Consider the following 13,130-nt stretch of genomic DNA (forward strand, 5'->3'; position numbering starts at 1 on the left):
GACCGAAAATGCAAAAACGCAATTCGGTCTTGCAAAACCGCAGCTCGGAACGGTCTCCGCGCTGCGGTCTGGCGATCAGAAAAACGCCTGCAAACCAGTTTGGGCACGGCCCAGGATCAGCGCATGGACGTCGTGGGTGCCCTCGTAGGTGTTCACGGTCTCCAGGTTCACCATGTGCCGGATAACATTGAACTCCAGGCTGATACCGTTGCCGCCGTGCATGTCGCGGGCCATCCGGGCAATCTCCAGCGCCTTGCCGCAGTTGTTGCGCTTGATGATCGAGATCATCTCCGGCGCGGCATTGGCCTCATCCATCAGGCGGCCGACGCGCAGAGACGCCTGCAGACCAAGGGTGATTTCAGTCTGCATGTTTGCCAGCTTCAGCTGGAACAATTGGGTGTTTGCCAGCGGCCGGCCGAATTGGGTGCGGTCCAGCCCGTACTGCCGCGCGGCGTGCCAGCAGGCCTCCGCGGCCCCCATGGCGCCCCAGCTGATACCGTAGCGGGCGCGGTTCAAACAACCGAACGGGCCTTTCAGCCCCTGCACGTGCGGCAGCAGCGCATCTTCGCCAACCTCGACGCCATCCATCACAATCTCACCGGTGATCGAGGCGCGCAGGGAGGCCTTGTTTTCAATCTTCGGCGCGCTCAGGCCTTTCAGGCCTTTGTCCAGCACAAAGCCGCGGATCTTGCCGCCATGCGCTTCGGACTTGGCCCAGACCACAAACACATCGGCGATCGGCGCGTTGGAGATCCACATCTTGGAACCCGTAAGCCTATATCCGCCTTCGGTTTTTTCGGCGCGTGTCTTCATGCTGGCGGGGTCTGAGCCAGCGTCCGGCTCGGTCAGGCCAAAGCAGCCGATCCATTCGCCGGTGGCCAGTTTCGGCAGGTATTTCTGGCGCTGCTCCTCGCTGCCGTATGCATAGATGGGATACATCACCAGCGAGCTTTGCACCGACATCATCGACCGGTATCCGCTGTCGACACGCTCTACTTCACGTGCCACCAGACCGTAGGAGACATAGCCGCCGCCAAGCCCGCCGTATTCCTCCGGAATGGTGGTGCCGAGGAGGCCCATCTCGCCCATCTCGCGGAAGATCTCAGGATCAGTTTCCTCGTTCTCAAAAGCACTTAGCACGCGCGGCTGAAGTTTCTCCTGCGCGTAGGCCCGGGCCGAGGCGGAGATCATCCGCTCATCCTCGGTCAGCTGGTCCTCCAGCCGCAGCGGGTCTTCCCAGTTGAAACGGCCCAGATCCGGGGCATCCTTGGCGCGCAGGGCGGGTTTGTCGGTCATCTTGTCACCTCAGTGGTTCGCGATTTGAGCAAACCCTAACGGGAGGTGAACGGAAAAAACAGCGAGACTTTCGCAACTATCCATGACAAACACTCATACATGACCGTGCCACGCAAATTCCTTCCCTCGATTTCCTCGCTGCGCGCCCTGGAAGCGCTCGACCGGCTCGGCAGCGCCTCATCCGCCGCCGATGAACTGGCGCTTACTCAGGGTGCCGTTAGCCGCCAGTTGCAAACGCTGGAGCGGCAATTGGGGATGGACCTGGTGCAGCGCGACCAGAAGCGGCTGACCCTGACAACGGAAGCGCAGGACTACGCGGCTGAGATCCGCCAGGCATTGAACCAGATCGTGCAATCCACCCTGCGTTTGCAGGCTGCACCGCTGGCCGGGACGCTTAACCTGGCGATCCTGCCGGCCTTCGGGATGCGCTGGCTGATGCCGCGGCTGCCGGAATTTGCCCGGCACCACCCCGATGTGACCATCAATATGGCCACCCGGCTGGAACCATTCAATTTTGCCACCGAACCCTTTGATGCAGCGATACATTTTGGGGACGCATCCTGGCCCGGCACCCAGTCTCTGCTGCTGAAGCACGAACAGCTGCTGCCCGTCTGCGCACCGCAGCTGCTGGAGGGGCGGACGGTCAATCAACCGAAGGACATCCTGAAGCTGCCGCTGCTGCACATCCAGACCCGGACAACCGCCTGGAAAGACTGGTTTGAACAGCAAGGCATTGAGGCCGGCGCAGATCTCGGTGGGACGATCTATGATCAATTCGCAACTATCACCCAGGCAGCGATGCACGGGCTGGGGGTCGCCCTGATGCCGGATTACCTGGTGGAGCAAGACCTGGCCACCGGCCGCCTGGTGGCGCTTCATCCGGAGCCGGTGGAGACCGCAGGCGCCTATTACCTGGTCTGGCCGGAGCGGAAATCACACGCCCCGGCGCTGGTAAAGTTCCGTACCTGGCTGGCCGGAAAAGCGCAGCCGGAAGACCCGCTGCCGCGGTGAAACACAGGGGGTGGCATGCGTGCACCCCCTGTGCACCCTTTGTGCACCCCCTGGTGCCGTTTCAGCCCAGGCTTCAGCCCAAGGCGTAGCCCGCGCCGCGCACAGTGCGGACCGGATCGTCGCCGCCATGCTGGGTCAGCGCCTTGCGCAAGCGGCCGATGTGAACGTCGACGGTGCGGGTGTCGACATAGATGTCGCGGCCCCACACCCGGTCCAGCAGCTGCTCCCGGCTCCAGACCCGGCCCGGCTTCTCGATAAAGGTGGACAGCAAGCGGAACTCGGTCGGACCCAGCTTGAGCGGGTTGCCGCCCCGGCTGACCTTGTGGGTTTCCGCATCCAAGACGATGTCGTCATACTCCAGCCGCACGCCGACAGTGGAGGGCCGGACCCGGCGCAGCTGGCTGCGCACGCGGGCCATCAGCTCCACCACCGAATACGGCTTCACCACGTAATCATCGGCACCGGTTTCAAGGCCGCGCACCTTGTCCACTTCCTCGGACCTTGCTGACAGCATGATCACCGGAATATTGCGGGTCTCAGCACGGGTCTTGAGGCGGCGGCAGACCTCGATGCCGCTGAGGTTGGGCATCATCCAGTCGAGGATGATGATATCGGGCATATCCTCTTCCACCACCAGCAGCGCTTCTTCGCCATCCCTGGCCTTGAGCACGCGGAAGCCGTCGGCTTCGAGATTGTAGGCCAGCACTTCCCGCTGGGCCATTTCGTCTTCTACAACCAGAACGGTGGGCTGGTCGGCAGCCATCGGTCAGATCTCCTGCGGTGTGGTCGAGGTGATGTCGGCTTTCTTGCGGTCTTCCTCCGGTTTTTCGCCGGTGACCAGATAGATCACCTGCTCGGCGATCGCGGTCACGTGGTCGCCCATGCGCTCGGTGTTTTTTGCTATGAAATGCAAATGCATACAGGCCGAAATGTTGCGCGGGTCTTCCATCATGTGGGTCAGGAACTCGCGGAACAGGGCGTTGTACATCTGGTCCACGTCGCGGTCGCGGGCAATCACGTCAGCCGCCAGTTCAGCGTCACGCTGGATGTAGGAGTCCAGCGCGTCCTTGAGCATCCGCTCCACCTCGCGCGCCATGCGGCGCAGGGCGGCGGCGCCTTCGCTGGTGTTCGGCCCCTGCGCCAGCACAGTGGTGCGCTTGGCCATGTTTTTCGCATAATCGCCAATACGTTCCAGGTTGCCGGCAATCTTCATCACCGACAGCACCAGCCGCAGGTCGGAGGCGGTCGGCGACCGCAGGGCGATCAGCCGGGCGGTTTCCTCGTTGATCAGCTCTTCCAGCCCGTCGATGGCCTTGTCACCCTGGCGCACGGTCAGCGCCAGCTCCTCGTCGCGGGTTTCCAGCGCGCGGGCGGCTTCGCGGATCGCGTCCTCGACCAGGCCGCCCATTTTCATAATCCGAGCCTGAATTGCCTCCAGATCACGGTCGAAAGCAGATGCAATATGCTGTGCTACCATTTTGATTTTCCTTGAAATCAGCCGATTCGGCCGGTGATGTAGCTTTCGGTGCGGGGATCTTCGGGGTTGGTGAAGATCTGACCGGTCGGACCGAATTCAACCAGATTGCCAAGATGGAAGAAGGCAGTTTTCTGGCTGACCCGCGCGGCCTGCTGCATCGAGTGGGTAACGATCACCACAGAATACTGGCTGCGCAGTTCGTCGATCAGCTCCTCCACCTGCGCGGTGGCGATCGGGTCAAGCGCCGAGCAGGGTTCGTCCATCAACAGCACCTCAGGCTCCGTCGCGACGGCGCGGGCGATGCACAGGCGCTGCTGCTGGCCGCCGGAAAGACCGGTGCCGGGGGCGTCGAGACGGTCCTTCACCTCATCCCAGATGGCGCCGCGGCGCAGGGATTTCTCCACGATTTCATCGAGTTCCGTCTTGTTCTTGGCCAGGCCGTGAATGCGCGGGCCATAGGCCACGTTGTCATAGATCGACTTGGGGAACGGGTTCGGCTTCTGGAACACCATGCCGACCTTGGCACGCAGCTGCACCGGGTCGACGCGCTTGTCGTAGATGTCCTCGCCATCCAGCAGGATGTCGCCCTTCACGCGGCAGATGTCGATGGTGTCGTTCATCCGGTTCAAGCAGCGCAGGAAGGTCGACTTGCCGCAGCCCGAAGGGCCGATGAATGCGGTGACGGTCTTGTCCTCGATCTCGACGTTCACGTCCTTGATCGCGTGACTGTCGCCGTAGTAGACGTTCACATCCTTGGCGGCGATTTTGATTTTCTGAGTGTCCACGGTGTTATCCATCAAGGTCATGTCGTTCATTACTATGCCCCCTTACCAGCGGCGTTCAAAGCGGCGGCGCAGGATCACCGCGAGGGTGTTCATGGTCACCAGGAAGAGAAGAAGGATGATGATGCCGCCCCAGGCGCGTTCATAGAACGCCGGGTCGGCGCGTTTGGCCCATTCGTAGATCTGGGCGGGCATCGCCGAGTTCGGCGCCAGCAGCCCGTCCGCCAGGGTTTCCGGCGCGTTGGAGGCGATGAAGCCGACCATGCCGATGAGCAGCAGAGGCGCGGTTTCCCCCAGCGCCTGCGCCAGGCCGATGATGGTGCCGGTCAGGATGCCCGGCGCGGCCAGCGGCAGCACGTGGTGGAACACCGCCTGCATCTTGGAGGCGCCGACACCGAGGGCGGCGTCGCGGATCGACGGCGGCACCGATTTCAGCGAGGCGCGGGTGGAGATGATGATGGTCGGCAGGGTCATCAGCGTCAGCACCAGGCCGCCCACCAGCGGCGCCGAGGTCGGCAGGTGCATGTAGTTGATGAAAACCGCGAGGCCCAGGATACCGAACACGATCGACGGCACCGCGGCGAGGTTGGAGATGTTCACCTCGATCAGGTCGGTGAGCCAGTTCTGCGGCGCAAATTCCTCGAGGTAGATCGAGGCAGCGACGCCGATCGGCAGCGCCAGCGCCAGCACCACAAACATCATGAACAGCGAGCCCAGCATCGACACGCCCATGCCGGCCGCTTCAGGGCGGGCGTCAGAGGCATCGGCGCCGGTGATGAAGTCGAGGTTGAAGGTTTTTTCCAGCACACCGGCAGCGGCCAAAGCGTCAACAAGATCAAGCTGTTCGGGCGAGATGTTCTTGTCGTTGACGATGCTGTCGCGGGTGACGCGGCCCTTCATGTAGCCGTCGACCCGGCCGGAGGCGAGGAAGCGGAACTCGACCGTCTGGCCGATCTGGTCCGGGTTGGCGATCACATAGTCGCGCAGCTGGGCGGCGACGTCCTTGGACAGGATGCCGGCCAGTTCCTTGGCCTTCAGGCTGGTTTCGATCCCCAGCTCCTCGACCGCGGCCTCCATCGCGCCCTTGATGATCGGGGCATAGCCGAAGGTGGTGACCTTCTTGATGTCCTCGATGTTGCGCTCCCCCTTCTTGTCGAGCTTGCTTTCCAGCAGCTCCACCTGAAGCGTCACAAAGGTTTGCTGGAAAGCGCCGGTGCCCTTGCTGACAATGGTGGTCACCAGGATGACCAGCATTATGAGGCCTGCGGTAATCGCGGCGATTCCATAGGCGCGGAAACGCGTTTCGGCTGCGTTGCGCCGCTTGGTGCGCGGAGTCTGCTCCAGCAGCGAACCGCCGTGCTTGCGGGGCGCGGCGCCCGCGGGGGATTGGCTGAGGTCAGTCATTATTCGTACTGCTCCCGGTATTTGCGCACGATGTAGAGCGCCAGGACGTTCAGGCCGAGGGTCAGGACAAACAGGGTCAGGCCCAGGGCAAAGGCAACGAGGGTTTCGGGGCTGGCAAAGTCGGTGTCCCCGGTCAGCTGGCTGACGATGCGGGTGGTGATTGTGGTCATCGATTCCAGCGGGTTGGCCGAGAACTTGGCAATTGCCCCAGCCCCCATCACCACGATCATGGTCTCGCCGATGGCACGCGATGCGGCCAGCAGCACGGCGCCGACGATGCCCGGCAGCGCTGCCGGCATCACCACCTGGCGCACGGTTTCGGATTTGGTGGCGCCCAGCCCCAGCGAGCCGTCGCGCATCGCCTGCGGCACCGCGTTGATGATGTCATCAGACAACGAGGAGACGAAGGGGATCAGCATGATGCCCATCACCAGCCCCGCGGTCAGCACCGAGGTGGCGCCGGCCATCCATTCGACGCCCAGGAGGCCACCCTTGGCGAAGAGGTTTGCCAGCGCCGGACCCACGGTCAGCAGCGCAAACAGGCCGTAAACGATGGTGGGGATGCCCGCGAGGATCTCCAAAAGCGGCTTGGCAAAGGAGCGCACCGCGCCGCTGGCGTATTCCGAAAGGTAGATGGCGGCAAACAGGCCGACCGGGACCGCAACCGCCAGCGCGATGAAGGAGATGTAAAGCGTGCCCCACAGCAGCGGCAGGATCGACAGTTCGCTGCCGCCGCGGAAGTTGGGGGCCCAGGTGGAGCCGAAGAAGAAATCGGTCCAGGAATGCAGGCCAAAGAAGTTCTTGGTTTCGAACAGCATCGACAGCACGATGCCAACGGTGGTGAGGATCGCCAGCGAGGCGGCCAGGATCAGCAGCGCCAGCACCGCGCGTTCCACGACATTGCGGGCACGGAAGTCCTTGTGGGTGCGGCTGTAGGCCCAGGCGAAGCCGCCAAGCGCCAGCAGCGCCACAACCACGGTCATCGCGGTCCGGCCGGTTTTCGAGAGGTTGCGGTAGGCCTGTGCGGCGGTCAGCACTTCGGGGCGCACGTCGTCGCCCAGAGCCACGCCCATCTCGCCCATCAGGGCGCGGACGTCCTGCCCGCTGTTAGCGACGTTGCGGGCCTCGCGAGCGGTCAGACGTCCCTGCTCCACCGCCAGGTCCAGCCCCTCGGCCACCCGGCGCACGTCGCTCATCACCAGTCCGATGGTGGAGCTTTCCGGAACCGCCTCAGCCGGGATCATGCCGGAGACACGGGTCTCGATGAACATGGGCTGGGCCAGAAGCCAGATGGCCAGCGCCCCGATAGCCGGCACAAAGGCGGCCAGGGCAACATGGTAGCCATAGTAAGATGGCAGCGAATGAAGGTCTTTGACGTCACCCGCGGCAGAGGCTATCGCACGGCGGCGGCCGCCGTAGAAGCCGGCGGCAGAGAGCGCAAGCAGGAGGGCAACAAGCCAGAAAGTGGGCATGAAAAGCTCCGGTTGTGGCGGTGGCGTATTGGCTGCGGCAGCCCTGCCGCGGAAAGAAAGCGCCGGGGCGGAGGATGGCTCCGCCCCGGCAAGGATCAGATCACAGGCGGGGCAGCTTAGGAGTTGCCGCCCATCACGGCTTCGTTGGCAACCGCTTCCTGGGTGTCCGCCAGTTCCGGGTCGGCAACCAGGCCGTATTCGGCCAGCGGGCCGTCGGGGCCTGCAACTTCGTCCGCAACGAAGAACTCAGCATATTCTTTCAGGCCCGGGATCACGCCGATGTGGGCTTTCTTCACGTAGAAGAACAGCGGGCGGGAGACCGGGTATTCGCCGCTTGCGATGCTCTCGGTGGAGGGCACCACGCCGGACATGGTGGCAACCTGCAGCTTGTCGGTGTTGTTCTCATAGAAGGCCAGGCCAAAGACGCCGATGCCGTCCTGATTGCTTTCGATGCGGGCCAGGGTCTCGGTGTAATCGCCGTCGATGTCGACCGACTTGCCGTCGGTGCGCAGCGCGATACAGGCCTTCTCGGCTGCTTTCTTGTCGCCGCCGTTGGCTTCCTTGAAGGCTTCAAAGGCACCGGTTTCCTCGCAGCCTGCCAGGATCACCTTGTCTTCGAACACTTCGCGGGTGCCGTGCTTGGTGCCCGGAACGAAGGCCTGGATGTCGACCGCCGGGAATTCGGCGTTCACGTCGGCCCAGGTGGTGTTCGGGTTGTCGACCAGCTGGCCGTCGACCAGAACCTTGTCGGACAGCGCCAGGAACCAGTCGGCCGGGGTGAACTCGAAGGAGTTGGCGCTGCTGTCGGAGGCAAACACGATGCCGTCATAGCCGATGCGGACTTCGATGATGTCGGTCACGCCGTTTTCGGCGCAAGCGGCGATTTCCTTGTCCTTGATCTTGCGCGAGGCGTTGGCGACGTCGATGGTGTTTTCGCCGACGCCTTCGCAGAAGCGCTTGAGACCAGCGGAGGAGCCGCCGGATTCCACAACCGGGGTCGGGAAATCGAAGTTCTCGCCAAAGGCTTCTGCCACGATGGAGGCGTAGGGCAGAACGGTGGACGAACCGGCAACCTGGACCTGGTCACGCGCGGCTGCTGCGGTGGCGGAAACGGCGGCGATTGCCAGGGTGGAAGCGGTCAGTTTCACAAAGGACATTTGTGTCTCCAAGAGTTTCAAAGTTCGATCACCCCCTCGATGATCTTGCCGCCTCTCCTATGGGGTGCTGATGAGGCTTTTGTGACAGGTGTGTAACAGCTGTATGACAAACGCGGTTTTTCCGGAAAAAATTCTGATACAAACCGAAACGCAGCCGCCGGGCGACCAGCAGCGGCGCTTGTCATTGCAGCACCGCAGCCCGTGCGGGCGAAGATGCCGCGCTACTCCGGCAGAATGACTGTAAAAACAGCGCCTTTGCCCACATCGCTTTCCACCCGCAGCCGCCCGCGGTGGCGGTTGATAATGTGTTTGACAATGGCCAAGCCCAGCCCGGTGCCGCCCATCTCGCGTGAGCGGTGGCTGTCGGCCCGGTAGAAACGCTCTGTCAGCCGCGGCAAGTGGACCGGGTCAATCCCCGGCCCGTTGTCAATAACCTGCACGCAGGCGGCGGGCGCACGGACCGCCGGATCGCGCTCGGAATGGGTCAGCACGACACGCACATGATCGCCGCCGTATTTCACCGCGTTTTCCACCAGGTTTGTGAACACCTGCTGCAACTGATCCGGATCGCCGGTGACACTGACCGGTTCCTCAGGGGCTTCCAGCGCCATCGTGGCGCCGCGGGCCTCTGCCACCGGCGCCAGTGTTTTGAGGGTGGAAGCCAGATGGCCGGTCAGATCCACTTTTTCCTTGGGGCGCACCCGTTCTTCGCTTTCCACCCGGTTCAGCGACAGCAGGTCTCCAACCAGGCGGTTCATGCGGCTGGCCTCGCCCTCCATGATCGTCAGGAACCGGTCGCGGGCGGCAGCATCGTCCCTGGCCGGACCGCGCAGGGTTTCGATGAACCCGATCAGTGCGGTCAGCGGCGTGCGCAGCTCGTGGCTGACGTTGCCAACGAAATCACGGCGCATCTGGCTGGCCTGCTCGCGTTCGGTAATGTCATCGAAACAGGCCAGAACCGCTCCGCCACCCACTGCGCCGATGCCGGGCACATAGCGCAGGGTGACTGTATAGGTGGTGTCCTGGGCGCCGTCGTTGGACAGGTGCCGAGCGGTGCGGGAGTCCTTGTCTTGCAGGCAGGCCTCGATGGCGGTGGCAACACTAGGCTGGCGCAGGATGGTGGCGAAGTGGCGGCCCTTGACACCCTGCCCCAGCAGCGCATCGGCGGCGCTGTTCACGGCGATGAAACGTTCGGTCTGGTCCACCAGAACCGCAGGCAGCGGAATGGCCGCTAGAAATTCTTCTATCAGATCGGTCGTCATCTGTTCCCCGCTGATGAGAGTCCGGCCTGCTTACCGCCGCAGTGTAAAACTGCTGTGGCAGCAGCCGTTGAAGCAGCGCAAAACCGCGCTGCCTGCGGCGCCGGTTACAGCGGTTTCAATTCCTCCCGGAAACGGCGCATGTTGTCCTGGTAGAGCAGCGCGCTTTGCGTCAGTTTCTCGGCCAGGGCCGCGTCCACTTCGCGCACCACCTTGCCGGGGCTGCCCATCACCAGGGAGTTGTCGGGAATTTCCTTGTTCTCGGTGATCAGGGCGCCGGCGCCGATCAGGCAGTTCTTGCCGATCTTTGCACCGTTCAGAATGGTCGCCCCCATGCCGACAAGGGTGTTTTCGCCGATGGTGCAGCCGTGCAGCATCGCTTTGTGGCCGATGGTGCAGTTCTTTCCGATGGTCAGCGGATAACCCGCATCGATGTGCATCACCACGTTTTCCTGCACATTGGTGCCTTCGCAGATACGGATTTCCTCGTGGTCGGCGCGGATGGTGACGCCGAACCAGACAGAGGAGCCCGCCTCCATCACCACTTTGCCGATCAGGTTAGCATCGGGTGCGACCCAGGTGTCTTCGTGGATCTGCGGCTGGTGCGGGCCAAGAGCGTAAAGGGTCATGACTGTTCCTCGAACTGGGTTTGCAGAGCGCGCACATGCTCCTGCAGCTTGGGCTGCTGGATGCGGCGCATGCGCTCGGCCTCGACGATGGTTTTCAGCTTGGCCTCGGTCTCGTCCAGGTCGTCGTTGACCAGAACATAGTCATAATAGCCCCAGTGGCTGATCTCGTCCCAGCTTTTCATCATCCGCTTGGAGATCACCTCGTCGCTGTCCTGGGCGCGGGTTTCCAGGCGGCGGCGCAGTTCGGTGATCGACGGCGGCAGGATGAAGATCGACAGCGCGTGCTTGCCCAGGTCAGAGTTGCGGATCTGGATCTCGCCCTGCCAGTCGACGTCGAACAGCACGTCCTGGCCGGCCTCTATGGTGTCCTTCACCGGGCCTGCGGGCGAGCCGTAGAAATTGCCGAAGACGTGGGCGTGCTCCAGCATCTGCCCTTCGGCAACCTGCTGTTTGAAGGCGTCCTCGGACATGAAGTAGTACTCGCGTCCGTGCTCCTCTCCCGGGCGCGGCGCGCGGGTGGTGGCGGAGACCGAGAACTTGAGCCCCGGGTCCCAGGCCATCAGGCGGCGTGCCAGGGTGGATTTGCCGGCGCCCGAAGGCGATGAGAGGATGATCAAAAGGCCGCGGCGGTCCGCCATCTTGGCACTCCTTTTCTTATTCTATGTTCTGCACCTGCTCGCGCATCTGGTCGATCACGGTTTTCAGCTCTAGCCCCACCGCCGTCAACCCGGCATGCTGCGCCTTGGAGCAGAGCGTGTTGGCCTCGCGGTTGAACTCCTGCATCAGGAAGTCGAGCTTGCGGCCCACCGCGCCGCCTTTCTGCAGCAGATCGCGGGCGGCGGAGACATGGGCGCCGAGACGGTCCACTTCCTCGGTCACATCCGCCTTGACCGCAATCAGTGCCAGCTCCTGCGCTACCCGGTCCGGGTCGGCGCCATCAGTGTTGTCCATCACCCGCGCCAGGTTGGCTGTCAGCGCATCGGCCATTTTCACCCTGCGCTCTTCGGCGCGCTCCGCCGCCTGGGCGGTCAGCGCCGCCACCTGCTCCAGCTGGGTGTTAAGAATTACGGCAAGCGCGGCGCCTTCCGCCTCACGCATTTGAACGAATTCCGCCACAAGGGTTTCCAGTTCCTTGCTGAGCGCGGCGACCAGAGGCGCCGGGTCATCATCGCCCGCGGACTGTTCCAGCACGCCCTTGAAGGACAGAAGTTCGGCCGCAGAAGCAGGACGCACCTCCACCCGGTTCTGCTTGGCGATCGACTGCGCTTCCCCCAGCGCCTTGACCACCGATTTCAGAACCGTGCTATTGACTTGCACTTGCCCGGCGCTGTCTTCGGTGCGGGTGATCCGCAGGGTCAGCGAGACATTGCCCCGTGCCAGCGCCTTGGAAAGGACAGAACGGGTTTGATTTTCAAGGCCTTCCAGCCAATCCGGCACCCTGAGCCGGATATCCAGCCCCTTGGCATTCACCGACCTGAGTTCCCAGCTCCAGCTGTGCTGATCGGAGCTGCCCTGCGCCGAGGCAAAGGCGGTCATGCTGCGGATGGTCATAGGAAGGCCCCCTGTACGCTGGTGATTGATCTGCTCTACTGTCTTGAAAGTACAGGGCGCAAGCGCAATTGCAAAAAACGGGGGCAAGCAAGGGCGTTAACCATTGCTTTAAGATTTAGTCCAAATTTGAATTAGATTGTGTCATCTTAACTTCAGGGTAACCATACCGGCCTTAAGTCTTAAGGCAGCGAAGAGCTGCGCAGGACCACGGGATGTCCGGTGTTGCAGGGGAAATTGAGATGATTTTTGGCAGCCGCAGTGGAGATGGCCTGTCTGACGGACAGGGAAACGTCGTGTCCATGAACCGTTTCCGCAAGGGCGGCGCGCTGTCGCCGCTGCGCCAGGCGGAGGCATACTGGACTGCGCTGCGCCGTGGCGATGATGTGCCCAGCCGCTCGCAGATCGACCCGCGCGGGCTGGAAAACATCCTGAGCAACACTTTCATTCTGGAACGGATCGCGCCGGGCATCGCCCGTTTCCGTCTGGCAGGTTCCCAGGTCAATGAGATGGCCGGCATGGAAGTGCGCGGCATGCCGGTGACGGCGTTTTTCACTTCGGATGCGCGCAAGCAGCTGAGCAATGCAATGGAGCACATGTTCGACACGCCTGCGGTCGTTGAGCTGGAATTGCAGATCCTGGCGCCGCGTCTCAGCAGCCCGCGCGAGGCCCGCATGCTTCTGCTGCCGCTGCGCAGCGACCTGGGTGATATCAGCCGGGTGCTGGGGGTTCTGGTGGCGGATGAGGTAACGTCAGTCACATCCCAGCGGTTCTCGATCACCTCGATTGAGATGCGCGCCGTTGGCAAAGCCGACACCTCCGCCGAGTTCAAAGCCAAGCCGCGTGCCGAGGGCAAGGATGCCCCTGCAGACGTGAACCAGCCCAATCCGGGCTTTGCCGAGACTCAGGCCCGTTTCAAGCCGGAACGCTCACTGCTGGATGAGGCCAAGGCAATGCTGGACCGCAGCCGGTCCGGCAAGGCTGAGGAACCGGCCGGTCCTGCCCCCGGCAAGCGCAAGGGCACGCCGCATTTGCGCCTGGTGGTCAGCCGCGACTGATCCAGGCCCGGCACTGAGAGTATTCAAGGTTCAAGTA

The 13,130-nt window shown here is 62.9% G+C and carries 13 protein-coding genes; 2 read left to right on the forward strand and 11 right to left on the reverse strand.

The genetic code is table 11. The features are described from left to right. Positions 1–75: 75 nt before the first annotated feature. Positions 76–1,296, reverse strand: coding sequence for an acyl-CoA dehydrogenase (locus GKC28_RS11135; protein WP_174146960.1), 1,221 nt, complete (start codon positions 1,294–1,296; stop codon positions 76–78). 99 nt (positions 1,297–1,395) lie between these two features. On the opposite strand from GKC28_RS11135, the gene GKC28_RS11140 reads away from it, so the two are divergent. Next, complete coding sequence (locus GKC28_RS11140; RefSeq protein WP_174146961.1) at positions 1,396–2,307, forward strand: LysR family transcriptional regulator; 912 nt, start codon at positions 1,396–1,398, stop codon at positions 2,305–2,307. Between the two features lie 73 nt (positions 2,308–2,380). On the opposite strand, the gene phoB is transcribed toward GKC28_RS11140, so the two are convergent. From phoB to GKC28_RS11190, 10 genes are all read right to left on the reverse strand, one after another. Next, positions 2,381–3,070: a phosphate regulon transcriptional regulator PhoB gene (gene phoB / locus GKC28_RS11145; RefSeq protein WP_174146962.1), complete on the reverse strand. Its 690-nt coding sequence runs from the start codon at positions 3,068–3,070 to the stop codon at positions 2,381–2,383. Positions 3,071–3,073: 3 nt separating this feature from the next. Continuing rightward, positions 3,074–3,784, reverse strand: coding sequence for a phosphate signaling complex protein PhoU (gene phoU / locus GKC28_RS11150; RefSeq protein ID WP_174146963.1), 711 nt, complete (start codon positions 3,782–3,784; stop codon positions 3,074–3,076). Positions 3,785–3,801: 17 nt separating this feature from the next. Next, on the reverse strand, positions 3,802–4,599 hold the full coding sequence (gene pstB / locus GKC28_RS11155; RefSeq protein ID WP_174146964.1) for a phosphate ABC transporter ATP-binding protein PstB: 798 nt from the start codon (positions 4,597–4,599) through the stop codon (positions 3,802–3,804). Between the two features lie 12 nt (positions 4,600–4,611). Beyond that, the gene (gene pstA / locus GKC28_RS11160) at positions 4,612–5,970 is read right to left on the reverse strand and encodes a phosphate ABC transporter permease PstA (RefSeq protein WP_174146965.1); all 1,359 of its coding nucleotides are present in this window, start codon (positions 5,968–5,970) and stop codon (positions 4,612–4,614) included. Further along, positions 5,970–7,442 carry a phosphate ABC transporter permease subunit PstC gene (pstC, locus tag GKC28_RS11165; RefSeq protein ID WP_174146966.1) on the reverse strand — a complete coding sequence of 491 codons (1,473 nt, stop codon included), beginning with the start codon at positions 7,440–7,442 and terminating at the stop codon, positions 5,970–5,972. Before pstC ends, pstA begins: the two co-directional genes overlap by 1 nt. 116 nt (positions 7,443–7,558) lie before the next feature. After that, entirely contained in the window at positions 7,559–8,599 is a 1,041-nt protein-coding gene (locus GKC28_RS11170; protein WP_174146967.1) for a substrate-binding domain-containing protein, read from the reverse strand. Positions 8,600–8,820: 221 nt separating this feature from the next. Then, on the reverse strand, positions 8,821–9,861 hold the full coding sequence (locus GKC28_RS11175) for an ATP-binding protein (RefSeq protein WP_174146968.1): 1,041 nt from the start codon (positions 9,859–9,861) through the stop codon (positions 8,821–8,823). Between the two features lie 104 nt (positions 9,862–9,965). Beyond that, complete coding sequence (locus GKC28_RS11180; RefSeq protein WP_174146969.1) at positions 9,966–10,487, reverse strand: gamma carbonic anhydrase family protein; 522 nt, start codon at positions 10,485–10,487, stop codon at positions 9,966–9,968. After that, complete coding sequence (gene gmk, locus GKC28_RS11185) at positions 10,484–11,125, reverse strand: guanylate kinase (protein ID WP_174146970.1); 642 nt, start codon at positions 11,123–11,125, stop codon at positions 10,484–10,486. The genes GKC28_RS11180 and gmk overlap by 4 nt, the downstream gene beginning before the upstream one ends. Positions 11,126–11,141: 16 nt before the next feature. Then, positions 11,142–12,038, reverse strand: a complete 897-nt coding sequence (locus GKC28_RS11190; protein ID WP_174146971.1) for a YicC/YloC family endoribonuclease — start codon at positions 12,036–12,038, stop codon at positions 11,142–11,144. Positions 12,039–12,337: 299 nt separating this feature from the next. On the opposite strand from GKC28_RS11190, the gene GKC28_RS11195 reads away from it, so the two are divergent. After that, positions 12,338–13,093, forward strand: coding sequence for a PAS domain-containing protein (locus GKC28_RS11195; protein WP_254604209.1), 756 nt, complete (start codon positions 12,338–12,340; stop codon positions 13,091–13,093). The last annotated feature ends 37 nt before the right edge of the window (positions 13,094–13,130 follow it).

The sequence above is a fragment of the Leisingera sp. ANG59 genome (assembly GCF_013317235.1).
Classification (GTDB): Bacteria; Pseudomonadota; Alphaproteobacteria; order Rhodobacterales; family Rhodobacteraceae; genus Leisingera.

Bases quoted from the DNA above. Each gene is read 5' to 3' on its own strand.
- gmk (WP_174146970.1), bottom strand. From the start codon at position 11,125: ATGGCGGACCGCCGCGGCCTTTTGATCATCCTCTCATCGCCTTCGGGC.
- pstA (WP_174146965.1), bottom strand. From the start codon at position 5,970: ATGACTGACCTCAGCCAATCCCCCGCGGGCGCCGCGCCCCGCAAGCAC.
- GKC28_RS11170 (WP_174146967.1), bottom strand. From the start codon at position 8,599: ATGTCCTTTGTGAAACTGACCGCTTCCACCCTGGCAATCGCCGCCGTT.
- GKC28_RS11135 (WP_174146960.1), bottom strand. From the start codon at position 1,296: ATGACCGACAAACCCGCCCTGCGCGCCAAGGATGCCCCGGATCTGGGC.
- pstB (WP_174146964.1), bottom strand. From the start codon at position 4,599: ATGAACGACATGACCTTGATGGATAACACCGTGGACACTCAGAAAATC.
- GKC28_RS11175 (WP_174146968.1), bottom strand. From the start codon at position 9,861: ATGACGACCGATCTGATAGAAGAATTTCTAGCGGCCATTCCGCTGCCT.
- phoU (WP_174146963.1), bottom strand. From the start codon at position 3,784: ATGGTAGCACAGCATATTGCATCTGCTTTCGACCGTGATCTGGAGGCA.
- GKC28_RS11180 (WP_174146969.1), bottom strand. From the start codon at position 10,487: ATGACCCTTTACGCTCTTGGCCCGCACCAGCCGCAGATCCACGAAGAC.
- pstC (WP_174146966.1), bottom strand. From the start codon at position 7,442: ATGCCCACTTTCTGGCTTGTTGCCCTCCTGCTTGCGCTCTCTGCCGCC.
- GKC28_RS11140 (WP_174146961.1), top strand. From the start codon at position 1,396: ATGACCGTGCCACGCAAATTCCTTCCCTCGATTTCCTCGCTGCGCGCC.
- phoB (WP_174146962.1), bottom strand. From the start codon at position 3,070: ATGGCTGCCGACCAGCCCACCGTTCTGGTTGTAGAAGACGAAATGGCC.
- GKC28_RS11195 (WP_254604209.1), top strand. From the start codon at position 12,338: ATGAACCGTTTCCGCAAGGGCGGCGCGCTGTCGCCGCTGCGCCAGGCG.
- GKC28_RS11190 (WP_174146971.1), bottom strand. From the start codon at position 12,038: ATGACCATCCGCAGCATGACCGCCTTTGCCTCGGCGCAGGGCAGCTCC.